The 25,337-nt window shown below is 39.3% G+C and carries 25 protein-coding genes; 20 read left to right on the plus strand and 5 right to left on the minus strand.

Going from position 1 to position 25,337, the window contains the following annotated elements:
- Positions 1–17 precede the first annotated feature (17 nt).
- From AC52J8_RS08195 to AC52J8_RS08220, 6 genes are all read left to right on the plus strand, one after another.
- A complete protein-coding gene (locus tag AC52J8_RS08195; protein ID WP_086399449.1) occupies positions 18–1,337 on the plus strand; it encodes a carbohydrate porin in 1,320 nt (439 codons plus the stop codon).
- 82 nt (positions 1,338–1,419) lie between these two features.
- The gene (locus tag AC52J8_RS08200; RefSeq protein WP_086399448.1) at positions 1,420–3,849 is read left to right on the plus strand and encodes a glucose/quinate/shikimate family membrane-bound PQQ-dependent dehydrogenase; all 2,430 of its coding nucleotides are present in this window, start codon (positions 1,420–1,422) and stop codon (positions 3,847–3,849) included.
- A gap of 646 nt (positions 3,850–4,495) precedes the next feature.
- Complete coding sequence (locus tag AC52J8_RS08205) at positions 4,496–4,954, plus strand: DUF6438 domain-containing protein (RefSeq protein ID WP_014206923.1); 459 nt, start codon at positions 4,496–4,498, stop codon at positions 4,952–4,954.
- A 135-nt stretch (positions 4,955–5,089) separates the two neighbouring features.
- Positions 5,090–5,503 carry a YeeE/YedE family protein gene (locus AC52J8_RS08210; RefSeq protein ID WP_005069081.1) on the plus strand — a complete coding sequence of 138 codons (414 nt, stop codon included), beginning with the start codon at positions 5,090–5,092 and terminating at the stop codon, positions 5,501–5,503.
- Positions 5,504–5,507: 4 nt separating this feature from the next.
- On the plus strand, positions 5,508–5,921 hold the full coding sequence (locus AC52J8_RS08215; RefSeq protein WP_060466636.1) for a DUF6691 family protein: 414 nt from the start codon (positions 5,508–5,510) through the stop codon (positions 5,919–5,921).
- A 4-nt stretch (positions 5,922–5,925) separates the two neighbouring features.
- Positions 5,926–6,792, plus strand: a complete 867-nt coding sequence (locus AC52J8_RS08220) for an MBL fold metallo-hydrolase (RefSeq protein ID WP_086611541.1) — start codon at positions 5,926–5,928, stop codon at positions 6,790–6,792.
- A gap of 93 nt (positions 6,793–6,885) precedes the next feature.
- Here the strand turns inward: AC52J8_RS08220 and pcaU are convergent, their stop codons facing one another.
- The gene (gene pcaU / locus AC52J8_RS08225; RefSeq protein ID WP_086265678.1) at positions 6,886–7,698 is read right to left on the minus strand and encodes an IclR family transcriptional regulator PcaU; all 813 of its coding nucleotides are present in this window, start codon (positions 7,696–7,698) and stop codon (positions 6,886–6,888) included.
- A gap of 42 nt (positions 7,699–7,740) precedes the next feature.
- On the minus strand, positions 7,741–8,661 hold the full coding sequence (locus AC52J8_RS08230) for a LysR family transcriptional regulator (protein WP_086399401.1): 921 nt from the start codon (positions 8,659–8,661) through the stop codon (positions 7,741–7,743).
- An 89-nt stretch (positions 8,662–8,750) separates the two neighbouring features.
- Between AC52J8_RS08230 and AC52J8_RS08235 the strand changes: the two genes are divergently transcribed.
- The 4 genes from AC52J8_RS08235 to AC52J8_RS08250 are packed head-to-tail and all read left to right on the plus strand — an operon-like array spanning position 8,751 to position 12,585.
- Complete coding sequence (locus AC52J8_RS08235) at positions 8,751–9,992, plus strand: acyl-CoA dehydrogenase family protein (RefSeq protein ID WP_086399400.1); 1,242 nt, start codon at positions 8,751–8,753, stop codon at positions 9,990–9,992.
- Positions 9,993–10,009: 17 nt separating this feature from the next.
- Positions 10,010–11,131: a phosphotransferase family protein gene (locus AC52J8_RS08240; RefSeq protein WP_086399399.1), complete on the plus strand. Its 1,122-nt coding sequence runs from the start codon at positions 10,010–10,012 to the stop codon at positions 11,129–11,131.
- Entirely contained in the window at positions 11,128–11,826 is a 699-nt protein-coding gene (locus AC52J8_RS08245; protein WP_086399398.1) for a histidine phosphatase family protein, read from the plus strand. The genes AC52J8_RS08240 and AC52J8_RS08245 overlap by 4 nt, the downstream gene beginning before the upstream one ends.
- 15 nt (positions 11,827–11,841) lie before the next feature.
- Positions 11,842–12,585 carry an SDR family oxidoreductase gene (locus AC52J8_RS08250; RefSeq protein ID WP_044100136.1) on the plus strand — a complete coding sequence of 248 codons (744 nt, stop codon included), beginning with the start codon at positions 11,842–11,844 and terminating at the stop codon, positions 12,583–12,585.
- A 35-nt stretch (positions 12,586–12,620) separates the two neighbouring features.
- On the opposite strand, the gene AC52J8_RS08255 is transcribed toward AC52J8_RS08250, so the two are convergent.
- The 3 genes from AC52J8_RS08255 to AC52J8_RS08265 form a co-directional block, all read right to left on the minus strand.
- Complete coding sequence (locus tag AC52J8_RS08255) at positions 12,621–13,877, minus strand: OprD family outer membrane porin (protein ID WP_086399397.1); 1,257 nt, start codon at positions 13,875–13,877, stop codon at positions 12,621–12,623.
- A 109-nt stretch (positions 13,878–13,986) separates the two neighbouring features.
- Positions 13,987–15,336 (minus strand): spinster family MFS transporter, encoded by a 1,350-nt coding sequence (locus AC52J8_RS08260; RefSeq protein ID WP_086399396.1) that lies wholly within the window; start codon positions 15,334–15,336, stop codon positions 13,987–13,989.
- Positions 15,337–15,738: 402 nt separating this feature from the next.
- Complete coding sequence (locus AC52J8_RS08265; protein ID WP_086399395.1) at positions 15,739–16,206, minus strand: MarR family winged helix-turn-helix transcriptional regulator; 468 nt, start codon at positions 16,204–16,206, stop codon at positions 15,739–15,741.
- Positions 16,207–16,356: 150 nt separating this feature from the next.
- Here AC52J8_RS08265 and AC52J8_RS08270 point away from each other — a divergent pair, with 150 nt between their 5' ends.
- The 10 genes from AC52J8_RS08270 to feaR all read left to right on the plus strand — a co-directional run bounded on the left by AC52J8_RS08270 (position 16,357) and on the right by feaR (position 25,228).
- Positions 16,357–17,466 carry an amidase gene (locus AC52J8_RS08270; protein WP_086399394.1) on the plus strand — a complete coding sequence of 370 codons (1,110 nt, stop codon included), beginning with the start codon at positions 16,357–16,359 and terminating at the stop codon, positions 17,464–17,466.
- Between the two features lie 36 nt (positions 17,467–17,502).
- Complete coding sequence (locus AC52J8_RS08275) at positions 17,503–18,651, plus strand: acyl-CoA dehydrogenase family protein (RefSeq protein ID WP_080593013.1); 1,149 nt, start codon at positions 17,503–17,505, stop codon at positions 18,649–18,651.
- A 25-nt stretch (positions 18,652–18,676) separates the two neighbouring features.
- Positions 18,677–19,036, plus strand: coding sequence for an IacB protein (locus AC52J8_RS08280; RefSeq protein WP_086399393.1), 360 nt, complete (start codon positions 18,677–18,679; stop codon positions 19,034–19,036).
- Positions 19,037–19,040: 4 nt separating this feature from the next.
- The gene (locus AC52J8_RS08285) at positions 19,041–19,574 is read left to right on the plus strand and encodes a nuclear transport factor 2 family protein (protein ID WP_208753280.1); all 534 of its coding nucleotides are present in this window, start codon (positions 19,041–19,043) and stop codon (positions 19,572–19,574) included.
- Positions 19,575–19,603: 29 nt separating this feature from the next.
- On the plus strand, positions 19,604–20,881 hold the full coding sequence (locus tag AC52J8_RS08290; protein ID WP_005069110.1) for an aromatic ring-hydroxylating oxygenase subunit alpha: 1,278 nt from the start codon (positions 19,604–19,606) through the stop codon (positions 20,879–20,881).
- 10 nt (positions 20,882–20,891) lie between these two features.
- A complete protein-coding gene (locus tag AC52J8_RS08295) occupies positions 20,892–21,377 on the plus strand; it encodes an aromatic-ring-hydroxylating dioxygenase subunit beta (protein WP_017481025.1) in 486 nt (161 codons plus the stop codon).
- Between the two features lie 10 nt (positions 21,378–21,387).
- Positions 21,388–22,125, plus strand: a complete 738-nt coding sequence (locus AC52J8_RS08300; protein ID WP_017481026.1) for an SDR family NAD(P)-dependent oxidoreductase — start codon at positions 21,388–21,390, stop codon at positions 22,123–22,125.
- Positions 22,126–22,159: 34 nt separating this feature from the next.
- On the plus strand, positions 22,160–23,113 hold the full coding sequence (locus AC52J8_RS08305; RefSeq protein ID WP_069140567.1) for a PDR/VanB family oxidoreductase: 954 nt from the start codon (positions 22,160–22,162) through the stop codon (positions 23,111–23,113).
- Positions 23,114–23,158: 45 nt separating this feature from the next.
- Positions 23,159–24,115: a p-hydroxyphenylacetate 3-hydroxylase reductase component gene (locus tag AC52J8_RS08310; RefSeq protein WP_086399391.1), complete on the plus strand. Its 957-nt coding sequence runs from the start codon at positions 23,159–23,161 to the stop codon at positions 24,113–24,115.
- A gap of 198 nt (positions 24,116–24,313) precedes the next feature.
- A complete protein-coding gene (feaR, locus tag AC52J8_RS08315; protein ID WP_032060578.1) occupies positions 24,314–25,228 on the plus strand; it encodes a transcriptional regulator FeaR in 915 nt (304 codons plus the stop codon).
- Positions 25,229–25,337: the final 109 nt, after the last annotated feature.

Here is a 25,337-nt window from a genome sequence, read left to right on the forward strand (position 1 = left end):
GATAAAAGGGACTTGAAATGCCAAATTTAATGAAATTGAGTGTTTTAACGCTCGCTGTATTAGGTAGCCAATTTGCGCTCGCGAATGAGCCTTGGTCACAAGACCGTCAATGGTTGCTAGGTGACTGGAATGGAAAACGCCAGCAATTAGAGCAGCAGGGCTATAAATTTACAGCTTCTATTATGAGCCAAAGTGCTACAAATTTAGATGGTGGTTACAACGACAGCAATACTTTTGAAAATGCTGCACAACTTTCTTTAGGTGCAAACCTAGATTTAGAAAAAATTGCTGGATGGAAAGATACAACAGCGAGCCTAGTCGTGACCAAACGTGATGGAAATGCGCTTACTTTGGAGCGTATTAAAGATCCACGTTCTAGCCAATTGGGTAATGCTCAAGAGATTTATGGTCGCGGTAAAATCTGGCGTTTATCTCAAGCATGGGTGAAGAAGGGCTTTATCGATAATACTGTACAGGTCAAATTTGGCCGTATGGGAATGTCAGAAGACTTCAATAGTTCTCAATGTGAGTTTCAGAACTTATTGCTTTGCGGTGGGCAGCTAGGAAAATCAATTGGTTCAATTTGGTACAACTCACCAGTTGGTGTTTGGGCTGCAAACGTTAAATATCAATTTGCGCCTGAGTGGACTTTGGGTGTCGGTGTTTATGAAGTAAATCCAGACAACATTAAAACCGAATCAAATAGTGATGGTTTTAATCTGGATATGAACAACGTGAAGGGTGCAACCATACCAGTTGAGCTCGCATGGAAACCAAAACTTGCTGCTTTTAATGGTTTACCGGGTGAATATAAAGTAGGTGCGCTGTATTCAACCGCAGAAGCGAATGATATTAAAACCGCGGGTAAAGTTCATGACGGAAAACAAAGTTTCTGGATTAATGCACAACAACAACTGACGAATAACGGCCAAGATCCGAAACGCGGTTTATATGTAAGTTTTAATGGCGTTGTAAATGATAAGGCAACAACTTTTGTTCAAAGTACGCAACAGCTTGCTCTTTGGTATAAGGGACCATTTGATAGCCGTCCAAATGATTCGATTGGTTTTGGTATAGCTAATTATGTAGTTAATGACCGTGCTAAAGATAAACAGATCGCAACAAATGAAAGTCGTGGATATTACAGCTATGATCCGATTGCATCTGACTATATTCCAATTCAAGACGACGAGTTAAATGTCGAGTTGAACTATACCTATCAATGGTCTCCGGCCGTCATGTTACGTCCAAACATTCAATATATTCATCAACCTGCTGGTGTAAAAGAAGTTGATGATGCTTGGGTGGCTGGTCTTAGTGTGAAAGTCAATTTTTAACAATATTGATGGCTGGTTAGACATAGTTTAACTGGCCCAAATGCTTGAACTATTCGGGTTCAGTATATGTGGAGTAGGATCTATGTCTGAGTCAGATTCTAAGTTTCATATCTTATTCAAAATATGGTGTTTTATATTAGGTCTAGTTTTATTGGCTACTGGTGTTTTTTACATCGTAGGTGGTGGAAAGCTAGTATCTCTTGGTGGTTCTTGGTATTTCCTTATAGCAGGATTATTTATTACCATTTCTGCAATTAGTATTTTCCGAAAAAAAGCGCTGGGTGTCTGGATTTTTGCGGCTGTTTTTGTTGGTACCGTAATTTGGTCATTTGTTGATGCTGGATGGGAATTTTGGCCGTTATTTTCGCGCTTAATGTTTCCTGCTGGTCTTTTTGCTGCCTTGCTATTTACTTTGCCTTCAATCCGACGTTACCAATTTCAAACGAGTTTGGCATCTTCATCCTATGCGGTAGGTGGATTAGTTGTTGTGGGAATGTTGATTGCGCTCTATCAAATGTTCCAACCACATCCAACAGTAGCAAGTTCAGGTGAAAAACTACCTCTAGTACCAGTTGATCCTGCAAAAAAACAGGTAAATTGGGAAAATTATGGTAATGATGCAGGTGGTAGCCGCTTTGTTGCTCTCGATCAAATTAACCGAGATAACGTTCATAAATTAAAAGAAGCTTGGCGCTTTAGAACGGGCGACTTTACAACGGGTAGCGGTAATGGTGCCGAAGACCAAATGACTCCGCTACAAGTTGGAAATAAAGTGTTTTTATGTACACCACATAACAACATTTTTGCGATAGATGCCGACTCGGGCAAACAACTCTGGAAAGCTGAGGTGAACTCTACAGCCGATGCTTGGGAACGTTGCCGCGGTGTTGCATACTTTGATTCAACAAAACCGCTTGTACAACCAACTTTAGCTGGTGCAAATGCAGTAACTGCGGTTGCAACCAATACGGCATGTCCACGCCGTGTATATACCAATACACCTGATGGTCGTTTAATTGCAGTGAATGCAGATAACGGTCAGCGCTGTGCTGATTTTGGTGTAAATGGAACGGTTGATTTGCTAGAAGGTCTTGGAGCTGGAACAAAAGCGCCACGTTTTGAAGTGACTTCTGCACCGACTATTGCGGGTACAACCCTTGTGGTGGGTAGCCGTATTGCCGACAACGTGGCTGCAGATATGCCAGGTGGTGTTATTCGTGGTTATGACGTGATTACGGGTAAACTTCGCTGGGCATTTGACCCGCGCAATCCAAATCCTAACTATGTTCTTAAACCGGGTGAAACCTATAAACGTAGTTCGGCAAACTCATGGGCTGCAATGTCATATGATCCACAAATGAATACGGTGTTCTTACCTATGGGCAGTTCATCTGTCGACATTTGGGGTGGTAACCGTAATTCATTAGATCACAAATACAATACTTCTGTGTTAGCACTTGATGCGACAACAGGTAAAGAGAAGTGGGTATATCAAACTGTTCATAACGATTTATGGGACTTTGACTTACCAATGCAACCGAGTCTAGTCGACTTCCCATTAAAAGATGGTACGACTAAACCAGCTGTTGTCATTGGAACCAAATCAGGCCAATTCTTTGTTCTTGACCGAGTAACGGGTAAACCACTGACTAAAGTGATTGAACAACCAGTTAAACCTGCCAATATTCCGGGTGAACAATACAGCTTAACTCAACCTCGTTCAGTTGAAATGCCTCAAATTGGTAATCAGACTTTAACTGAGTCAGATATGTGGGGTGCAACGCCGTTCGATCAATTGATGTGTCGTATTAACTTCAAGTCAATGCGTTACGAAGGCCTATTTACTGCACCAGGTACTGATGTTTCATTAAGCTTTCCAGGTTCGTTGGGTGGTATGAACTGGGGTAGCATCGCTTTTGACCCGACTCATCGTTATATGTTCGTGAACGATATGCGCCTTGGCTTATGGATTCAATTGATGGAGCAAACTCCTGAAGATATTAAGATTCAGGCGAATGGTGGAGAGAAAGTAAACACAGGTATGGGAGCTGTACCAATGAAAGGTACACCATATAAAGTGAATAAAAACCGCTTTATGTCGGCTCTAAGTATTCCTTGTCAAAAACCACCATTTGGCACCATGACTGCAATTGACATGAAAACTCGTCAAGTTGCATGGCAAGTACCATTAGGTACAGTGGAAGATACTGGGCCGATGGGTATTAAGATGGGCTTAAAGGCACCGATTGGTATGCCAACAATTGGCGGGCCGATGGCAACTCAAGGTGGCTTGGTTTTCTTTGCTGCAACACAAGATTACTACTTACGTGCATTTGATTCATCTACAGGTAAGGAACTATGGAAATCACGCATGCCAGTAGGTAGCCAAGGAACACCAATAAGCTATGTTTCACCTAAAACAGGTAAACAGTATGTGGTTGTTACCGCAGGTGGAGCACGTCAATCACCTGATCATGGTGATTATGTGATTGCTTATAGCTTAGAACAATAATTAAGAAAGGCAAAAGAGAGTATTTTTCTTTTGCCTTATCCTTTAATATATTTTTTATATAAAAGAGTAAAAGTAAATTCTATATTTTTAACTAGATAGCTTTACCAAATAGTAAAAAAGTGCTTGATGTTGTTGCTAAACTTGAAATAGTCTTATGGTCAATTCAGCCTGAACGCTAGATATAGCTTAACTATTGACCAGTTCCTTAGGATGTTTTACCTATAAATAAAACCTTAACTTTTATTAAGTTTTGTTTAACTTAACATTGTGAATTTTAATTAAAAATAAACATTATTAAGTTTTAAACCTTAAAAATAAGGTGTTTTTTGTTGGAAAAACGAGCTTAAATATATACTTATATTATATTTATATAATTTATTGGGTTGCGCTAGAATGGTCGACGCAGATTATTACTATCCAGTAATAATTTGTATTTCAGGAATTTAAGCTTTTATGGCTTAAGGCTCATCGAAAGATGGGCCTTTTTTTATGGGTGAAAGAAAATGTTTTTATCTTGCTCAATAGCCTAAGCAAAATTAAAAGTTAAATAATGAATAAAATCACAAAAAATAGTCTTTAATGACAAGAAGTGTATGATTTGATAAATTAAAGCCACTTGATAATAATAGGTGATGTAATGAGATTTTTGGTTCTTGCAACTTTATCTGGTTTAGCTTTGATGGGTTGTGCTTCTGTTCAGCAAGCACCGAATACACAAGAGACAATCCGCTATGCTTCTAGCCCATGTTTTGGCGCATGTCCGATTTATTCTGTAGAAGTAACACCTACAGGTTTAATTCGCTTTGAAGGTAAACAATACACTAAAGCTATAGGTGTTAAAGAAATTCAAGGTAGCGTTAAAGATTATAAAAAACTTGCAGATGATCTAAAAACTTATCGCCCTGAAACAGGTACACAATCAAAAACTGCGGGTTGCCAGCAAACAGCGACCGACATGTCTAGCTATTACATTACTTGGATTCAACCTAATGGCACAGAAACTAAATTAAGCCATTACACAGGTTGTATCTCTCCAGCAAATAATAGATTGAATAAGGTTATGGAAAAGTTACCTGAACAATTAGGCATTAAAGATCTAATTTAATGATAAAAGCCCCAAAATCTTGGGGCTTTTTCTTGTTAAGAAGAATTATAAACTCAAAAGTTTTATATTAAGTATTTCTAAAAGAATCAGCGTATAATACAGATTATAAAAACATATATTGTTAAGAGTGGTTATATGTCAAATATTGTCTATGCCTTTTTTGGTGGTTTATTACTAGGCATCGCAACAGTTGGGTATTTATATATAAATGGCCGTATAGCCGGAATCAGTGGTTTGCTTGCTCAAGTCATCAATCCTACTAAAGACACCTTTAAGAGTTCGGCATTCTGGTTTATTGCGGGACTCGTGATTACACCTTTCATATATGGTTATTTTTATCAGCCTGAAATTGAAATTAAAGCTAATACATTTGCACTTATTCTAGCAGGTGTACTTGTAGGCTTTGGAACACGGTTAGGGTCGGGTTGTACAAGCGGTCATGGTATTTGTGGTATGAGCAGGTTATCAAAACGCTCGATGATAGCGACAGCAGTTTTTATGTTTGCTGGCATGTTAACGGTTTATATCATTCGTCATGTGATGGGGTAATCCTATGAAAAACATTTTTGCTTTTTTATTTGGTAGCTTATTTTCATTAGGTTTAATGATCTCTGGCATGTCTAATCCAGAAAAGGTATTAGGTTTTTTAGATATTTTTGGGCAGTGGGATATTAGCTTAATGTTTGTAATGTTAGGTGCTATTGCTGTGGCATTTATTCCATTTCAAAAGGCTATAAAAACTCCTAAAACGCTTTTTAATGAGAAAATTCAATTACCAACGAATACACAGATTGACCAAAGGTTAATTGTGGGTGCTTTTATTTTCGGTATAGGCTGGGGAATAGCAGGTATATGTCCAGCGCCCGCTTTAACTTTGATTGGATTAAGACATTTTGAAGCGCTTTATTTTATTGTCGCAATGTTATTAGGAATGTTTATTTACCGAATTTTAAATAAAGGAAATTAAACCTATGCAACAACCTCTAGTAAAAGATTTTTTTGATGAAAACACCAATACTTTTAGCTATGTTGTTGCAGATTTAGCGACTCTTCAATGCGCTATTATTGATAGCGTGCTTGATTACGATGCCGCATCGGCCACTACAAAAACAACCAATGCTGATCTGATCGTCGATTATGTCTTCGCGCAAAACTTTAAAGTACAATGGATTTTAGAAACCCATGTACATGCCGACCATATGACTGCGGCTCAATATTTAAAATCTAAATTGGGCGGTACAATTGCGATTAGTCAAAAAATCTCGATAGTACAAGAAACATTTTCGGCTATCTATAATTTTGATTTTAAGAAATTTAATGAAAATCAGCCCTTTGATTATTTGTTTGAAGATTATGAATATTTTAAAATAGGGGAGATAGAAGCCTATAACATTCCTACATCAGGGCATACGCCAGCTTGCTTAAGCTATGTGATTGCCGATGCTGTTTTTGTAGGTGATACTTTATTTATGCCTGATTATGGCTCAGCGAGATGCGACTTCCCTAAAGGAAGTGCTGCTGAGCTTTATGATTCGGTACAAAAACTTTATACACTTCCCGACGACATGCGTATGTTCTTATGCCATGACTATAAGCCCGAAGGCCGTGATGAATATATCTGTCAAACAGATATAAAAACTCAAAAGCAAAGCAATATTCATTTAAATCGACAAGTTTCTAAAGAATCATTCATCAAAATGCGTCAAGAAAGAGATGCTACTTTGGCAATGCCAAAATTAATTCTGCCTTCAATTCAAATTAATATGAACGGTGGAAACTTTCCGGAACCAGAATCAAACGGCATTCGTTATTTGAAAATTCCTTTCAACTACTTCTAGAAATAGCCTAAGCATTTATTGGGGATCATTCATTCTATCCAAATAGCCTAAGCAAACAATAAAATTAACCCTATAAAATAGCCTAAGCAAGATTTAAAGAACTTGTCTTAAATCGCGCGCGGTTTCTTGCAATAGCGGCAGAATGTGTTGAACTAAATATTCTTCAGTTGTTTTCATGGTCGGAGAAACAATATTAAGAGCTGCAACCACTTTAAAGTCTTGCCCATAAATTGGTACGGCGAGCGCATGAACGCCTAATTCGTGTTCTTCACGCGAATAACACCAATCTTGTTCTCGGATTTCTTTTAATAACTCTAAAAATTTATCATTTTCGACATGTGTATATTTGGTTAGACGCTGAAGAGGATATTTTTGAAGCCAGTCCAATTGTTCTTCTTGGCTTAAATGTGCCAGTAAAATTTTACCCGCCGAGGTTGCATGAGCAGGTAAACGGTTACCCAAATGCAAACCATATGGATTTACGCGGTCAGTTTGTTGGTGGGCAGCACTACGGGCAATGGTAATGGCTTCATAACCATCAAGTACCATCACCGAATAAATGAGAGAGGTTTGGTTAGTTAACAGATTTAATAAAGGCTGAGACACTTTTGGAAGTTGAGCTGCACCTAAATAAGCTCCTGAAAATTTAAGAACTTTCGGAGTTAAATAATAATAGTGGCCATCTGACTCAAGATAACCTAAATATTCTAAAGTTAATAAATGACGTCTTGCTGCCGCTCGGGTGAGTCCGGTTTTTTCGGCCGCCATAGAAATGTTTAAACGATGTTGATTACTACTAAAGCTATCTAAAATCGCCATGCCTTTGCCAATGCCAGCAATGTAATCTTCATGACGAATCGTTTTTTTGTTGTCCTGATTCTGGATTATCCGTTCATCTTTACTCATTACTGGTCCTTGTACGATAGAAGCTTAGTAGATCAATTTGCTTTACTGAAAAAGTTTAATAATTTCATGTCGCAGAAATTGATGTCTTAAATTATCCCTTAAATCTTCGTGCCAAAACATACCCATTTTAATATTGGTTATCTCAAAAGGCAGAGAATGTAAGCGAATTGCAGCACTATAAGACAAATGCTGCAAAATCATTCGGGGCATAGTGAGTATTGCGTCGGCTTGAGCTCCCAAAACTTGTAATGCTGTTGAATAGTTTTGACAGCGCATAAAGACATTTCTTGAAATTTTTTGATGTTGGTTTAAATAAATATCTTCAAGTAAAGCACCCGTACGGCGTGACGAAACACCAATGTGCCGACCATTAATATAACGAGATAAATCGACTTCTTTAAGTTGGCTGCAAATGACAAACTCATCTGTTACCAAATGATCAAAGGTAATTTTTGGAGATAAGTATTGTTCTAGGTCAATCACGAAATCGAGCTGTTGTGTCGCCAAGTCCGCCATAATATGTTTTCGATCTAGCTTCATACTTACAAACTGCAAATCTAAATTAAGATTTTGAAAATGTTGAGCCAGTCTTGGAAGAATAATCGGCTCAATTTCATCATGCACGGCGATTTTTAAGTTTTTTAAGCTTGTTGGATCGAACACATGTTTCTGCTGGCTAATATTTTGAATGGTTAAAAGTGCTTGTTTCACCGTTGGGTAAATCTGCTCGGCAAAAGGAGTGGCAGACATTTTATTGCCTACTCGTATAAATACATCATCTTCAAGTTGCTGGCGTAAACGCTGCAAAGCATGACTTGCTGCTGACTGCGTAATATTGAGACTACTTGCAGCATTCGAAATACTTTTTTGCTCATAAATCGCAATAAATAGCGGATATAAATTGATATCGATTCGGTGAAAAAAACTTAGGTCTAAACCATGTAGGTTATGAATATTATTCATGATGCATTATTTAATAAAATCATTTCATTCATATTAAGTTTCAAGTTATGTTGATGTAAAGACCAGATAATGATGTGAAGGAAAAAAGAATGTTTGAACTTTCAAAGAAAACTCAAGATTTTGCTGAGCGAACAAGAAAATTTATTTTAGAAGAAATAGAACCTGTCGAAGCAAAATTTTGGGAAGAGGTTCATGAGCTAAATCCAGATGGAAATTGGAAAAAATGGCAATGGCCAGACCTTTTAGAAACTCTGAAATCTAAAGCTAAACAAGCCGGTCTTTGGAATATGTTTCTACCCGATGAAAAGCTGGGTGCTGGGTTATCAGTTCAAGAGTATGCGCATATTGCTGAATTGACTGGCCGCAGTTTATTGGCACCTACCGTTTTTAACTGTAATGCACCAGACACAGGAAATATGGAATTGTTATGGCGCTATGGCAGTGAACAGCAAAAACAGCAATGGTTACAGCCTTTATTGGACGGAAAAATTCGCTCTGTTTTTTGTATGACTGAACCCGAGGTTGCTTCAAGTGATGCAACAAATATGCAAGCGACTGCACTCATCGAAGGTAATGAAATTGTTCTAAATGGCAAAAAGTGGTGGTCTTCTGGTTTAGGTGATCCAAATGCCAAAGTCATTATTTTTATGGCGCATACCCCAGATGAAACCAAAGACCGTCATCATCAACACTCTATGGTTTTAGTACCGATTGATACCGCAGGTGTTGAAATTCAACGGATGTTACCTGTGTTTGGTGACTATGATGCACCGCATGGACACGGTGAAGTTCATTTTAATAATGTTCGAATGCCTCTCGAAAACTTTATTGGCGGAGCGGGGCAAGGTTTTGAAATTGCCCAAGGCCGTTTAGGACCAGGGCGTATTCACCATTGCATGCGTTGCATTGGGGCTGCTGAAAAAGCGCTAGAACTCATGATTGATCGTGGCATGTCTAGAACGGCGTTTGGCAAAGAAATTTTAAAACTCGGTGGAAACCTCGAACGCGTGGCTGATGCTCGAGTCGCCATAGATCAAGCCAGACTTTTAACCTTGTATGCTGCTTATAAAATGGATACTTTAGGAAATATGGCCGCTTTAACAGAAATATCTGCAATTAAAGTGGTCGCTCCGAGTGTTTTAGAAAAAGTAGTCGATATGGCAATTCAGCTACATGGCGGTGCAGGTGTTTCAAGAGATACGCCATTAACAGGTTTCTTTGCCCAAGCACGCAGTTTACGTTTAGCTGATGGTCCAGATGAAGTACATAAAGGCATGATTGCCAAATTAGAGTTGGCCAAACGTGGTTATGGTCGTCATAAGAAAGTATAAGTTTAAAGGAAGTGAATATGTCGGTAATTGATGTAGGCGGTGAAGTACGTGAAGGTGAAGAGCTTGATATTGGGGCAGTTGAAAACTGGTTAAAAAGCCAAGGTGTTGAGTTGGTTGGCCCAGCAGTCGTTACTCAATATACGGGCGGGGCGTCGAATTGGACTTATCGTTTAAAATATGAAAATACCGATTTAATTTTGCGTCGTCCTCCAAAAGGAACTAAAGCGAAGTCGGCCCACGATATGGCCCGTGAATATATGGTGCAGAAAAATCTTGCGCCTTATTATCCAGTGCTTCCTAAAATGGTTGCACTTTGTCAGGACGAATCGGTCATTGGCTGTGATTTTTATGTCATGGAACGCATTGAAGGTATTATTCCTCGTGCAAAATTACCGCCTGAGCTTGGCTTTAATGAAGAAGATGTTCATGAGCTTTGTGTCAATGTTATTGATAAGCTGATTGAGCTACATCAAGTTCCTTATGAGAACACGCCTTTAGCTGAACTAGGCAAAGGTGCGGGATATTGCCGTAGACAAGTTGAAGGTTGGGATAAACGCTATGAAAAAGTCCGCACAATCAACGTTCCTTCTTTTAAATATGTTCGAAAATGGCTAAACGATAATATCCCTCAAGACTCTACAACTTGTATTATTCACAATGATTGGCGTTTTGATAATGTGATTTTAGATCCAGAACATCCCACTGAAGTGATTGGGGTGTTGGATTGGGAAATGGCGACCTTGGGGGATCCATTAATGGATTTAGGTAGCGCTTTGGCCTATTGGGTTGAGCCCACGGATAATATGATTTTTAGATCGACACGCCGTCAGCCTACTCACTTAAAGGGAATGTTCTCTCGCAAAGAAGTTGTTGACTATTATTTGCAAAAAACTGGTCTGGAGCCTCAAAACTGGACTTTTTATGAAGTCTTCGGTGTATTCCGTTTAGCAGTAATCGCCCAGCAAATCTATTACCGTTATTACCATAAACAAACCCGAAACCCTGCTTTTAAAGATTTCTGGATAGTGATCCATGCACTACATATCAGAGCTTTAAAACTTATCGCCCAGCAAAAACTGCAAGAATCGGAATTTGCTCAGCAATCTCTACAGAAAATACAGGGTATTTTAAGAAGATGACCACAATTTATCTGGTAAGACACGGACAGGCATCGTTTGGTAAAAGTAACTATGATGAGCTGTCTGAAAATGGTGAGGCTCAGGCGACTTTGTTAGGTCGTTATTTTAAGCAAATATTGAAAGAACAACCTTATGTGGTTGCTGGAACTATGCAGCGCCATGAACAAACTGCACAGCTTGCACTAAAAGAATGTTTTCCAGATGCGGTAATTCATCATAATAATTTATGGAATGAGTTTAACCATCAACAGGTTTTTGCCCGTTATGAGCCGCGTTTTGAACAGCCTGAACTGTTAAAAGCTGATGTCGCAAAAGAGCATAACCCTCGCGCGTATCTTGCCAAAATCTTTGAAGGTGCGATTGAACGATGGACCGACGGCGATTTTCATCATGAATATGATGAGTCTTGGCCACACTTTAAAGAAAGAGTCGAAACGGCACTACAGCAACTTTGTGATGAGTTAGCAAAAACCAAGCCTCGTTATGCAGTCGTTTTTACCTCGGGTGGCGTGATTTCCGTAGCAATTGGCAAGCTGCTTGAACTGAGCCCTAATCGAACTTTTGCTTTGAATTGGGCAATTACCAATACAAGCCTCACGACTTTACGTTTAGTTGGAAACGAAGCTCAGGTTTTAAGTTTAAATGAACATCATTTTATAAAAGCTGAGCGTCCAGATTTACTGACATGGATTTAAAATAAGGATAAAAGCATGGCGAAGACAATTTTAATTACAGGTGCAAGTTCTGGTTTAGGCGCAGGTATGGCGCATGAATTTGCAGCAAAAGGTTATAACTTGGCGATTTGTGCACGCCGTTTAGACAGATTGGAAGATTTAAAAACCGAACTAGAACATCAGTACGGTATTAAAGTCATTGCGAAAAGTCTGGACGTTACCAATTACGATCAGGTTTTTGAAGTTTTTCGTGCCTTTAAACAAGAATTTGGCTATTTAGACCGAATTATTGTAAATGCCGGAGTCGGAAATGGTCGCCGTATTGGTAAAGGTAATTTTGAAATTAACAGAGCCACGGCCGAAACAAACTTTATCTCTGCTTTAGCACAGTGTGAGGCAGCGATTGAAATTTTTAGAGAGCAAAACGCTGGTCATTTGGTGGTGATGTCATCCATGAGTGCGATGCGTGGATTACCAAAACATTTATCGACTTATGCAGCAAGTAAAGCTGCAGTTGCTCACTTAGCCGAGGGTATTCGTGCTGAATTACTGGATACCCCAATTAAAGTCTCAACCATTTTCCCGGGTTATATCCGTACCGAAATGAATGAAGGTGCTAAACATTTACCTTTTGAAGTTGACGCCAAAACAGGATGTAAAGCTTTAGTAAAAGCTATCGAAAAACAACCTGTAAAAGCTTATGTGCCACAGTGGCCGTGGTTACCCATGAGTATTGCTATGAAGGTTTTGCCTTTAAAGTTGGTCAATAAATTAGGATAAAAAATACCCCCTAAAGTTTAGGGGGTATTTTTTATTTAGAATTTTTTGGTGTAATTGACGAATAAACGGTCTTCGCCAAAGTCATTGCCGTGTTTTACGTTGTAATCAATACGAATATATTGCAGAGCGATGCCTTTTAAGAATGGTTGCTGAAATGCGTAGTTTAAAATCACATTCGACTCAGTTTCATGGTTCTTTTCACCATTGGCTGCTTTAAAGTCATGGCCATATACATATTTTACCATTGCATTTAGGCCTGGCACATAATCTTTAAAGTCGTAGCCATACATGACGTGGTAAGACTTTTCATCCTCTTTAAAAAAGCCTGTAGCGTTCCAGTTAATGAAATACGTCTCTGGTAAAAAACCATCTGGTAATGGGTAAGCCGATTCACCAATAATCTGTTGGTAACCTAAACCAAAGGTATGGTTTTTTACTTTAACCGTTTCAAGTAATCCAATGTTCTGCGCATCAATATCAAAGGTATTGCCGTCATCTTTTGCATTGAAGTATTTAAACTTAGAGGTGAGGGCAAAAGTTGGCTGTTTCCACGTATGTTCAAGTCCTACATAGTGTTTATTGTAGAGGTCTTCCAAATTACCAAAGTAATATTCACCCTTTAAAGACGGCGTGAATTGATAGCGCAGATCTATGTAATTTAAACCATCAGATTCTTTAGTAACCCCATTTGATGTGAAAGAAAACTTTTTAAAGTCTTCTTCATTTCGGGGAGATACTTTTTCCACTCGGCCAATTTCAGCATAGAGTTGATCTGAAAGCTGTGATTTTAAGTTGGTTCCCCAATACGAAGTAAGCAACTGACGACTAGCATCGACTGCCGTTACAGGTAAATCTAGCCAGAGTTCACCGACACTTAAAAGTGTTTTGTCATAGCCCAGTTTTAAAGTCGCGCCGTATTTTAAATAGTCTGAAGCCTGAGATTGCGTTTCTTTATTAAAAGGCAGAACAGTATCTGCGACGTGTTTGTCAGAACTTAAACGCACGGCGTATTGAACGGAAGCATCAGCCCCAATGGTGATAGGCTTGTCTGCTATGACTAACGGAGTGTCATGCATTTTCGATTTATAAAATAAAGACGCTGCCTGAGACCAACTACCAGTATCTTTTAAGGCATCATTATCAAAATCACGGTTGATATAGGCATTTTTTAAAGTGAATTTCCATTCATCTTCAGTTTGCTGATTTGGATTTGCGGCCCATGAGTTGCTGCACATCAGTAATAAAGTGGCAACAGCTAAAGTGTGTAGTTTAAAACGGTGAAATAATTCCATAATCCATTTCCCAGATGTATGCCAGTCCTCGGCACTACGTAATTTTGAATATTTCGGTACTCTCTAAGCGTTTGGTTAGAGAGTACATTTTTGCAATTTGTGAGATCTATTAATTTAATTTTTCAAGCTTCATGCTTTCACTAAAGAATTTGCAGCCTTTAAAAAGCAGTATTAGAGCCAGTACACACGACAGACCACCTACAATAGATAAAGAAGAACCCACCATTAACGGGCTACCAAAAACTTTATCTGTGATAATGGCCACCAATGTTGTACCAATGCCGAGCCCAATTAAGTTACTCACCAAAAGGAAGAGGGCAGAAAGGCGTGCTCTAAATTGGTTTGGGGCTAACATTTGCAATGCTGTTGCCGAAATCACAAGTGGGAAAGAGGCAAAGAACATTGCAGGAATGAGCAAAGTTACTGAAAGCCAGAGTTGATCTGTTTGGGTAAAAAATGCAATTGGAATAATCAGGCCAACAATACCAATCACACCAGTGAACATCGGTGCATTTTGGCGTCCTTTCTTAATAAACCAGTCGTTTAGCCATCCTGCACAAAACACGCCTAAAGTATTTGCAACTAGCAATATAGTGCCGAGCATATAGCCTGTTTCAGTCGGCGCGAGTTGAAACTTACGAATATAAAATGCTGGTGTCCAACTAGTCAGACTGTAGAGTGCCATTGCATAAAAGGTAAAACCTAAATAGTGACAAGCAAAAGTTTTTGCATGTTTCTTGATAAACTGAAGACATTGTGTGAATTTAACTTGGTCAACTTGTCCATTTGGGTTGAGCTGTTGGCCTTTACGTGCAGGGTCTTTAACGGTCAAAATAAACAGCAAACCAATAATGATGCCGGGTAAACCCACTACTAAAAAGGCAATTTGCCATGCTTTAAGCGCACCCAATAATGGAACCTCAATGAGTGTCACACCTTTAAGCAGGTTAATGACATAACCGCCAACTAAGAAGGCAATACCTCCACCTAAAAAAGCGCCAATTGAATAGATCCCGACAGCACGCCCTAGTTTGTCTTTACTAAACATGTCGCTAAACATTGAATAAGCCGCTGGAGATAAAGCCGCTTCACCGACACCTACCGCCATACGGCTTAAGAACAGTTGAATAAAGTTTTTACTTAAACCGCAAGTTGCTGTTGCCAGACTCCAAACAATAATCCCGATTGAAATTAGTTTTGGTCGTGAAAAACGATCGGCAATGTAGGCTAAGGGTAAACCCATAACGGCGTAAAACAGTGAGAAGGCGAGGCCATGTAATAAGCTAAATTGAGTATCTGAAAGTTGGAGATCTGCTTTGATGGGTTCAATCATCAGCGCCAGAATTTGGCGGTCAATAAATGAAAATATATATGCCAACATACAAAGTATGACCACATACCATGCATAAGCATTGCTTTTCTTCTGTGTCCTTTCAACAGCGATATTACTTTGGTTCATACACTTAATCCTTATGTATAAAACGCTTAAAGAAATTGATATCTAACTTTTATTATTCCTCTGAAGTTTTCGATATTTCCCCCCCTTTTAGATAAGAATAATAAATAGGCTAGAAATGAGTAATTTGGTCTCGTACAGACCGGAAGAGTGCGTCTAAACCCAATTAGGAGTTAATGGGATTTTTAAGATCATGGAATTATTATTTTCTTTTTATATGTAAAATTCCATTACTTATTGAGTATGTTAGAATACCTAAAAAGTATGTTAAGTAATTATATATAGATAAATTTATGATATAAGGGTTTGATTTTATTAATTTTTATTGTTTTAACGAAAGAGCAGCTAAAGAAAAGGAAATTTTTAACTGCTCTAGGAGAGCTAATTTATCATGATGAGAAATATTTAGCTGGATGGCATTAGGTCAAATAGTTTCTTTAACTGGGTATTTAAATTATGTAGCTCGTCTTCTGAAAAAGCATTCAGAATGCCTGCCAAGGTAACCACACTAATTTGATTAATCTGTTCAACCAACTCAATACCTTTGGCCGTTAATTTCACCATCGAGATCCGTTCATCAGAAGTAGAAGAGTAGACCTCGACAATTCCATCTTCTACCAAGCGATATACAGCTTTTGTTGCCGTCGTTAACTTTAAAGTAGAAAGATTGGCAATGTCGGTAATACTGGCTTCCCCAAGGGCATTAGTGCTTAAAATAATTTTACGGCGTGTATTATCAATACCTAGCTTTTTTATTGATTTTTCAATCAGTTGTGAATATTTTCCATTCACTTGGGAAATCCAAAAAAAAGGGAAATTTTGAATACTCGACGGTTCTTTATTAGGAAGAAATTGTTCTAAATGATCAAGCATAGCTAAGCAATAACTTAGTGAAAAAAGGGTAATCCTATTATAAACAAAATTTTGCATATTTCCTTGAGAACAAATTATAAAAAAATACTTGACAATTCCATTAAATTTTCCGATATTTTAATTAATGAGTAAAAATACATGGAAAAGTGAATGAATATTGTTAGCCAAAGCGTGCACAAAGGAAGTGGCAAGCTCAAGGTCATGGTCAAGGACACAATTGATATTCAAGGCCTAAAAACCATTGCTGGCAGTCGAGCTTTATTAAATGTTGAACCTGCTCAAGATGATGCTGAAGTAGTTAAAAACATTCTAAAAGCAGATTGTGAAATTATTGCGAAAACAAATTTGCACGAATTGGCTTTTGGTATTACAGGCATTAATCACGCTTTTGGTACACCCATCAATCCTAAATATCCTGAACTTATCCCAGGCGGATCTTCAAGTGGTTCGGCTGCGGCAGTTGCTGCTAAACAAGCTGACTTTACTCTAGGCACAGACACGGGCGGCTCTATTCGTATGCCTGCTGCGTGCTGCGGAGTTTTTGGTTTAAAACCGACTTTTGGTCGCGTGAGCAGAAAAGGTGTATATCCGCCGTCAAGTTCTTTAGATTGCGTTGGCCCTTTTGCAAATTCAGTCGAGATGATTGAAAAGGCCATGCAAATTATTGATCCAACTTTTAAACCTACTGAATTTACTAGTGCACCAAAAATTGCTGTTTTAGATGTAAAAGCAGATGAGATTATTTGGAACTGTATTTATCAGGCACTTCAAAAAGCGAATTTAGAGACCGTTTTAGAAAAAGTTGAACATTTTGAAGCGGCTTATGATGCAGGCATGCAAATTATTAATTATGAAAATTGGCAAGCTTTTGGTGAATTAACTCAAACGGGTTTAATTGGTTCTGATGTAAATAGTCGTTTATTAAAAGCGGCACACACCACTTTAGAGCAAGTAAAACAAGCAGAAGTTGTGAGAGCGCAGCTGACCCAAGAACTCGATGCTTTATTAGAAAAATATGATGCATTGGTTCTACCGACACTTCCACAAATTCCACCGAAAGTTTCTGAAGCTGAAAATACAGTCGCTTTTTTGAATCTTACAGGTTTAGTTCGACCATTTAATTTATCAGGTCATCCAGCCATTTCAGTGCCACTTGAAACCAGTGAAGGTTTACCAGTGGGCTTGCAGATCGTATCAAAGCATCAAAAAGATGAGCAATTATGCGCTATAGCTAAATTTTGTGTTGATGCAATGCAATAAATTACAAGGAGTTAGATGATGAATAAGTTGTCTAAAATGGAGTTTGCTTCTCAAGACAAAGCAGTTGACTTAGACGCTTTGTGTCAAGAAATTCGTGAGCGTGCCTGTACAGGTGAATTTGATAATCAGGCGTATGTGAGCCAAGACATTATCGAAAAACTTAAACAGATTGGTGTTTATCGTGCCTTGGTGCCTAAACGTTTTGGCGGTGAAGAATGGTCTCCACGGCAGTTTTGCGAGTTAATCGAAACTTTATCTAAAGCTGATGGTTCAGTGGGTTGGGTGGCAAGTTTCGGTATGAGCCCTGCCTATTTAGGAAGTTTGCCAGAAGAAACGCTTAAAGAGTTGTATCAAAACGGACCAGATGTGGTGTTTGCCGGAGGTATTTTTCCACCCCAACCTGCTGAAATTACCGATGAAGGTGTCGTAGTTCGCGGACGTTGGAAATTCTCAAGCGGCTGCATGGGAGCTGACATTGTTGGCGTGGGCATTTCACCGCTTAAAAATAATGAAATGCAGGGCTTACCACGTATGGCAGTGATGCCTGCGAAAAAAGCCAAAATTGAAATGACTTGGGACACCGTTGGCCTAAAAGGTACGGGAAGCCATGATTTGGTGGTCGAAGATGTATTGGTCGAAAAGAAATGGACCTTTGTACGTGGTGAACCGTCAAAACTAAGTGAGCCATTTTTTAAATATCCGTCACTGTCTTTAGCGACGCAAGTATTAACCGTGGTGGGTATTGGAGTTGCCGCTGCCGCATTAGAAGAATTTGAAAAATTAGCACCGGGTAAAGCATCTATTACGGGTGGGTCAGAAATTGCCAACCGACCAGTGACTCAATATGAGTTTGCTCAGGCAGATGCAGAATTTCAGGCTGCAAAATCTTGGTTTTATCAAACCATGGATATTGTCTGGAATGAAATTATTGCTGGTCGTGAAGCAACTGCTGAACAAATTAGCGATATGCGTCTGGCATGTACCCATGCAGCGCGAGTTTGCGCCAAAGTCACCCGAAAAATGCAAATGCTTGCGGGCATGACAGCGATTTATACCAACAATCCATTTAGCCGTTTTGTGAATGACACCAACGTGGTGACTCAGCATGCCTTTATGGGCGATGCGACTTTACAAAATGCAGGCTCAATCAGTTTTGGGTTAAAACCAACCCCAGGTTATTTATAAGTTTAATTTTTAAAAGGATATTGAAATGGAAGCTAAAAAATCATTACGCGTTTTGTTCTGCATGGGTATTAACCAAAACTTTTTTGATGCAGAACCTGCTGAAGCGAAAGCAGTTTGGGCCGCGTTTGGTGAAATGTGGAATGGCATTCATGACTTACCGGGCGTACATGTTTTTGGAAATCTTGATGATGACCAAAGTATGGTTGGCCCAAGTGTAGGTTGGCCTTGGACTACGTACTTACTTGCAGATGTTCCGGATATTGAAACAGTACATGCCGCTTGTAACTTGTTTAGAACTACGGTGGTGGGTGAAGGGCCATACAAACTTTGGAAATATTGCAAAGTTGAAGCTCGTGTTGGGCGCGAATTGATTATCCAACGTTAAGGCGATGGCAATGACTGACAAAGTGAATATGGCAGAAATCTTAGAGCGGCTAGAACAGTTAGAAGCGCACAACGCCATTCGTAACTGCCTGAACCGCTATATGGAAATCTGCGACGAGCTTAATGCAAATACAGACCTTGATGAGCTAATGAATCTTTTTGATCAGGACTGTATTTGGGAAGGTGTTGGTGAGAAATATGCCAAATCTTTTGGCCGTTATGATTCTTGGCAGTCGATTTACGACATGTTTAAAAGCTATGCCCAAAAAGAATCTCACTTTGTTATGAATGCACACTTTGTAAATTCAGAACAAATTTATGTAAACCAAGGCTATGCAAATGCTTCTTGGCTGATGTTGCAAACTTCAAATTTTCAAGATGGCCGTAGTCATCTGAATGCGGCAAAGCTCAAGGTGAAGTTTCATAAGCAAGCAGATGGAACATGGAAAATTAAACATTTCCAAACACAGAATATTTTCAGTCGTCCCGTATCGCATTGGCACAGTGAAGCTGAATTGCCGGTACCTTCCCAGGAATGACCCAGGACATATTTAAAAGGACTATTGATATGAACAGTATTATCCCAACGCATAACATTGGCATTGATTACGATGCTTTGGTTCAAAGTGACCGTGCTCATACTTCTCTTTATAAAGATGAACGTATTTTTGATGAAGAAATGGAGAAAATCTTTTATAGCACTTGGGTGTGGGTCGCACATGCCAGCGAAATTCCAGAAGGCGGAAGCTATAAAACGATTAACATCGGTAAACAGCCAGTGGTTGTGGTACGTGACCGTAAAAAGAAAGTCCATGTACTTTTAAACCGTTGCCGTCACCGTGCAGCAACCGTATGCGAACATAAAAAAGGAAAAACCAATAGTTTTGTATGCCCGTACCACGGTTGGAGTTATGCACTTGATGGTAGTTTACGTGGTGTGCCATCTCCGGAAAGCTACGGTGATTGCTTAGATAAATCAGAATTACCACTGGTGAGTCTACGTGTAGAAGAATATAACGGCATGATCTTCGCTTCATTTAAAGAAGACATTCAACCGCTTGAAGAGTTCCTTGGGCCTGCGAAAAAATGGATTGACCTGTTTATGAAACAAGGTGCGGGTTATCCAATTAAAGTGTTGGGCGAACACCGTTTCCGCTTCCCGGGTAACTGGAAAATCCAGCTTGAAAATACCACCGATGCATATCACTTTCCATTAGTGCATAAGTCATTCTTAAGTTCTGTCGATGAAAAAACCGAGGAACTCTTTAACTTCGAAAACCAACCGGGCTTTGTTGAAGACTTAGGTAACGGTCACAGTGTTATGGTGATGATTCCTGAACTGGTTGATCTAGACGAAGAGCTTATGGAGCGACCAATTCAAGAGCGCTTTGAAGACTTGGCTCAAGCTTTGCGTGACGAAGGGCATGAAGAGTTAGAAGTACGCCGTATTGTTCGTGCAGTCGGTGGTTCGGGCTTTAACTTAAATTTATTCCCGAATATTGCATGTTCAATGGCGTTCTTCCGTGTGTTACAGCCAATTTCAGTGGCTGAAACAGAAATTCATCACTCGGTGATTACGATGGATGGTGGCCCACAAATTGCCAACCAATATCGCTTACGTTTGCATGAACATTTCCAAGGTCCATTTGGTTTTGGTACGCCAGATGACTCAGAAGCTTGGGAGCGCGTACAACACGGTGCCAATGCTGGTAATGATTTATGGATCATGTTGAACCGCGGTTTGCCGGGCGAAGTCAAAACCGAAGATGGCTTAAAAAGTGATGTCAGTGCTGAAACCGGTATGCGTGCAGCATATCAGCAGTGGAAAAAGATGATGACGGCTTAAGGAGAGAGCAATGAATATGAATCTGCAATTGTTAAATGAAGTCACTGCTTTTATCTGGGCTGAAGCAGATATGTTAGACCACAGTGAATACCGTGAATGGCTCAATTTATGGAATGAAAAAGGTGTCTATATCATTCCAATTGACCCAAACCTCACTGACTACGAAAACAACTTAAATTATGCCTATGACGATAATCATATGCGTACTTTACGTGTACAGCGGCTTGAAAATGGTGAAGCAATTTCTACAGCGCCTAAAGCAAATACGGTACGTAGTGTTTCTCGTGTACGTGTTATTCAAGACCAAGATGATGAAATCGTTTTACGCTGTGCTCAAAACTTACGTGAATTCCGTAAAGAAAACCTCAAGCATTACACAGCCGATATTACGTACCATCTAACTCGTGATGCTGATACTGGTTTCAAGATTAACCGTAAAATCATTAACTTGGTTAACTCAACCGATACCTTAGCTGGTATTAGCTACATTCTTTAGGAGCGGTAACATGAAACAGGTTGTTTTAGTGACAGGTGCTGCTTCTGGACTCGGTAATGTCATTGCTGAATATTTTGCGAGTCAAGGCCATCAAGTGATTTTGTCAGCGAGTACACTTGAAAAAGCCAAAAATGCCAAGGCACAAAGTCAGTATGCCCAAAATATGTTTCCCTTGAAATTAGATATTTCAGTTGAGGCAGATTTTTATGCAGCGGTGCAATGGATTGAAGAGAAATTTTCTAAACTTGATGTGTTAATTAACAATGCCACCGTCACCAAAGCAACGCCAGTATTAGAAATTACCGCAGCTGATTTTGATTGGGTGACCCAAGTCAACCAACGCGGCACCTTTCAGGCTTGCCAAATTATTGGCCAATATATGGCTAAAAAAGGCTATGGACGCATCATTAATATGGCGTCGTTAGCAGGACAAAACGGTGGTACTGCAACAGGTGCACACTATGCGGCAACCAAAGGCGCGATTGTGACGTTAACCAAAATTTTTGCCAAAGAGTTTGCGGCAAAAGGGGTGACGGTTAATGCAGTTGCACCGGGACCAATGGAATCTCCAATCGTTCATAGCGTGGTGCCAGACGAAAAAATGGAACAGTTCATCCAGAATATTCCGGTTAAAGCCTTAGGAAGTATGCACTTTATTGCTGAAACTTGTGGGTTGCTTGCGAGTCCAAATGCGGGGTTTGTGACTGGTGCAACATGGGATATTAACGGTGGTTTATTCATGCGTTAAGCCAATAGGCTACGCATGAAAAGGGAGTTGAATCATGACTACACTTTATGATGTTGTCGTTAAAAATCGCCATGTGGAAGGTGGAAATATTGCAGTCATGGAATTTGAATCTGCAACTTCTACAACCTTGCCAAAAGTTGAAGCGGGTGCGCATATTGACGTGCACTTACCAAATGGCATGGTGCGCCAATATTCACTTTGCCAAAATCCAAATGACGAAGGTAAGTTTCGTCTCGGAATTTTACGTGACCCTGAATCACGTGGTGGCTCAGTCTCGGCTTTTGATGAAATTAAAGATGGCATGCAAATTCAGGTCAGTGAGCCAAAAAATTTATTTCCACTTTTAAAAGCCAAACACAGTGTATTGATTGGCGGTGGAATCGGGATTACGCCGTTAATCACGATGGCCTATCAACTTGCACACGAAGGTGCATCGTTCGAGCTTCACTACTGCGGCGCTAGCCCTGAAAAATGTGCTTTTGTTGATGAAATTAAAAATGGTGAGTTAGCAAAACACACAACTTTTCATTTTAAATCGGAAGGTGCAAGCCACCGAGCATTTTTTGAATCTGCTATTAAAGATATTGACTCGGAAAGCCATATTTACACCTGTGGTCCAGTCGGTTTTATGGATTGGGTGATTAACCTCGCCACAACTCATGATTTTCCTGAACAGCAAATCCACAAAGAATATTTCCAAGTTGAAACTGATACTTCTGGAGATTCATTTGAGGTGGTGGCTGAGCGTAGTGGAAAAATCATTATGGTTGAAGCAGGTGAAACCATTTTGCAGGCATTGGCTAAAGAAGGCATCGAGATTGAAATGTCTTGTGAGCAAGGCGTATGCGGAACCTGTATGTGCGATGTAATTGAAGGCGAACCTGATCATCGAGATGTTTATTTTACTGATGAAGAAAAAGCCAGCAATGAACAAATATTGGTGTGCTGTTCGCGCTCTAAAACACCGAGACTAGTTTTAGATATCTAATGCTCTCGCGATTTATATGGATGTAAGAGAAGGTTTAGGAGAAAGATGATGAATGTATTACAACAAATAGATGAGTTTACGGTCGATCCACTACAGTTCCGACGAGCATTAGGAAATTTTGCAACAGGCGTTACCATTGTTACTGCACAAAATGCACAAGGTGAAAAAGTAGGAGTCACTGCAAATAGTTTTAACTCGGTGTCACTCGATCCACCACTTATTTTGTGGAGCATTGATAAAAAGTCTTCAAGCTTTTCAGTGTTTGAAGAAGCGACACATTTTGCAGTCAATATTTTATCGGGTACGCAAATTGAGCTATCTAATAAGTTTTCGAGACGCAATATTGATAAATTTGCCGACACAAATTTTCAACTTGGCGCAGGAGGCGCACCCATTTTAGAAAATTGTTCTGCGGTGTTTGAGTGCGAACGTTATCAAGTGATTGCAGGTGGTGACCACTGGATTATTGTTGGTAAAGTGGTTCGTTTCCATGACCAAGGCCGAAGTCCATTGGTTTACCATCAAGGTGCATATTCTTGTGTCATGCCGCATCCAAGTCTTCAAGTTAAGCAAACTGAACAGAACGGCGTAGACCAAACACATTATGGGCACTTATATAACAATGTTTGCTATTTAATGAGTCGTGCTTTTAAAGCTTATCAAACAGACTATATTCCTAAGCAAATGGCTTCTGGTTTCCGTACCAGTGAATCACGTCTTTTACTGGTTTTAGCCAGTGGTACTGCCTCAAGTAAGGAAGATTTACCGCGTGATATTGCTATGCCAATGCAGGAAGTTGAAAGGTCGGCTGAAATCTTAAAATTTGAAGGATTATTGGTCGATCACGATAATTTGTATGCACTGACCGAGAAAGGTAAACAAACGGCGCAGTATTTATTTGATATTGCCAACAGCCACCAAAATGAGGTGTTTAAAAAGTATTCTGAGGAGCAAAAGGATATTTTTATTACCATGCTGCGAGATTTTGCAGGAGTAGCATAAGTCCCATTAAGCTGATAAATTGAATTGATTTATCAGCTTCTTCACATCTAGCTGACTATCATCAAAACAATTCCAAGGATAAGGAATTTTTGGCACACAATTTGTTTATCAATAAAACAAGATTGCAAATAAGCCAAGACAGTGCACCACCACAAACGCAAAATTTTGAGCGGTGGCACCTGTATAGAGAGGTAAGGGATGAACCAATATGTAAGCGATGCATTACTCACATGGACGCACCATATTAAAAGTGTGTGCGGCAATTTTGAAACCGATTTTGACGGAACCCGTAATTTATTCATTGGTGAAGTTCAGTGCTTTTTATTGGGCGATACCGAAATTGCTTTTATCAAAAACAATGCCAATAAAATTGTCCGAAAAGCCGATGAAATTGATCGAGTGAATAATCGCTTTTGTTTTTTGATTTTGCAGTATTCGGGAAAAATGCTGCTCGAGTATAAAAATGAAACGCTAAGCCTGAATGAAGGCGATATTGTGTTGGTCGATCCGGTCGAAACCATTTCAATGTATCCGCAGGGATTAGTCAGCCAGATTTCAGTCCATCTCTCACGTGAAAAATTACTTAAAGAAAATATTAGTACTGAATATTTTGGAAAACTGATTACTCAAAATATGAGTGGTTTTTTACTCAAGAATATTTTGAAAAATATGTCTGCAGAAAACATCAAACTTTGGTACGCAACCGAAGACGGTAATGCTTTTGAAGATGCGCTGATCGCCTTAATCAAACCCACAATCAATTATAAAAATGTTCATAGCTCCAATAATCTAATGGAAAAAGCCGAGCGCTATATTATAGAAAACTTAGCAAAACCCGATTTAACACCTAAATTAATTGCAGAGCATATTGGGGTATCTCTACGTCATCTCTACCGTTTGTTCCTTCAAGAAAATTTATCTATTAACAAATATATACAGCTCAAGCGTCTAGAAAAAGTCAAAGCAGATTTGCTTGATAAAAAGAACAAACAGAGTTCGATTACCCAAATTGCCTTGAAGTGGGGTTTCTGGGACGGTGCTCATTTTTCAAAAATCTTTAAAAAGACTTATGGTATTTCTCCTAAAGAATTTAGAGAGGGTATGCCGGTTTAAATATTTCTTCTTTTAATGTCATTTTTAGACAAATTCGACGTCATTCTTGAACAAGCTAGCCCTATGTAAGTGTGTTGAAATTAAATTCATTAGAGCAGGTTAGATAAGC

The sequence above is a fragment of the Acinetobacter sp. S-1 genome, assembly GCF_059579785.1.

Coding starts and splice junctions, on each gene's coding strand:
- AC52J8_RS08195 (WP_086399449.1), top strand. CDS start 18: ATGCCAAATTTAATGAAATTGAGTGTTTTAACGCTCGCTGTATTAGGT.
- AC52J8_RS08200 (WP_086399448.1), top strand. CDS start 1,420: ATGTCTGAGTCAGATTCTAAGTTTCATATCTTATTCAAAATATGGTGT.
- AC52J8_RS08210 (WP_005069081.1), top strand. CDS start 5,090: ATGTCAAATATTGTCTATGCCTTTTTTGGTGGTTTATTACTAGGCATC.
- AC52J8_RS08215 (WP_060466636.1), top strand. CDS start 5,508: ATGAAAAACATTTTTGCTTTTTTATTTGGTAGCTTATTTTCATTAGGT.
- AC52J8_RS08220 (WP_086611541.1), top strand. CDS start 5,926: ATGCAACAACCTCTAGTAAAAGATTTTTTTGATGAAAACACCAATACT.
- pcaU (WP_086265678.1), bottom strand. CDS start 7,698: ATGAGTAAAGATGAACGGATAATCCAGAATCAGGACAACAAAAAAACG.
- AC52J8_RS08230 (WP_086399401.1), bottom strand. CDS start 8,661: ATGAATAATATTCATAACCTACATGGTTTAGACCTAAGTTTTTTTCAC.
- AC52J8_RS08235 (WP_086399400.1), top strand. CDS start 8,751: ATGTTTGAACTTTCAAAGAAAACTCAAGATTTTGCTGAGCGAACAAGA.
- AC52J8_RS08240 (WP_086399399.1), top strand. CDS start 10,010: ATGTCGGTAATTGATGTAGGCGGTGAAGTACGTGAAGGTGAAGAGCTT.
- AC52J8_RS08245 (WP_086399398.1), top strand. CDS start 11,128: ATGACCACAATTTATCTGGTAAGACACGGACAGGCATCGTTTGGTAAA.
- AC52J8_RS08250 (WP_044100136.1), top strand. CDS start 11,842: ATGGCGAAGACAATTTTAATTACAGGTGCAAGTTCTGGTTTAGGCGCA.
- AC52J8_RS08255 (WP_086399397.1), bottom strand. CDS start 13,877: ATGGAATTATTTCACCGTTTTAAACTACACACTTTAGCTGTTGCCACT.
- AC52J8_RS08260 (WP_086399396.1), bottom strand. CDS start 15,336: ATGAACCAAAGTAATATCGCTGTTGAAAGGACACAGAAGAAAAGCAAT.
- AC52J8_RS08265 (WP_086399395.1), bottom strand. CDS start 16,206: ATGCTTGATCATTTAGAACAATTTCTTCCTAATAAAGAACCGTCGAGT.
- AC52J8_RS08270 (WP_086399394.1), top strand. CDS start 16,357: ATGAATATTGTTAGCCAAAGCGTGCACAAAGGAAGTGGCAAGCTCAAG.
- AC52J8_RS08275 (WP_080593013.1), top strand. CDS start 17,503: ATGGAGTTTGCTTCTCAAGACAAAGCAGTTGACTTAGACGCTTTGTGT.
- AC52J8_RS08280 (WP_086399393.1), top strand. CDS start 18,677: ATGGAAGCTAAAAAATCATTACGCGTTTTGTTCTGCATGGGTATTAAC.
- AC52J8_RS08285 (WP_208753280.1), top strand. CDS start 19,041: ATGGCAATGACTGACAAAGTGAATATGGCAGAAATCTTAGAGCGGCTA.
- AC52J8_RS08290 (WP_005069110.1), top strand. CDS start 19,604: ATGAACAGTATTATCCCAACGCATAACATTGGCATTGATTACGATGCT.
- AC52J8_RS08295 (WP_017481025.1), top strand. CDS start 20,892: ATGAATATGAATCTGCAATTGTTAAATGAAGTCACTGCTTTTATCTGG.
- AC52J8_RS08300 (WP_017481026.1), top strand. CDS start 21,388: ATGAAACAGGTTGTTTTAGTGACAGGTGCTGCTTCTGGACTCGGTAAT.
- AC52J8_RS08305 (WP_069140567.1), top strand. CDS start 22,160: ATGACTACACTTTATGATGTTGTCGTTAAAAATCGCCATGTGGAAGGT.
- AC52J8_RS08310 (WP_086399391.1), top strand. CDS start 23,159: ATGATGAATGTATTACAACAAATAGATGAGTTTACGGTCGATCCACTA.
- feaR (WP_032060578.1), top strand. CDS start 24,314: ATGAACCAATATGTAAGCGATGCATTACTCACATGGACGCACCATATT.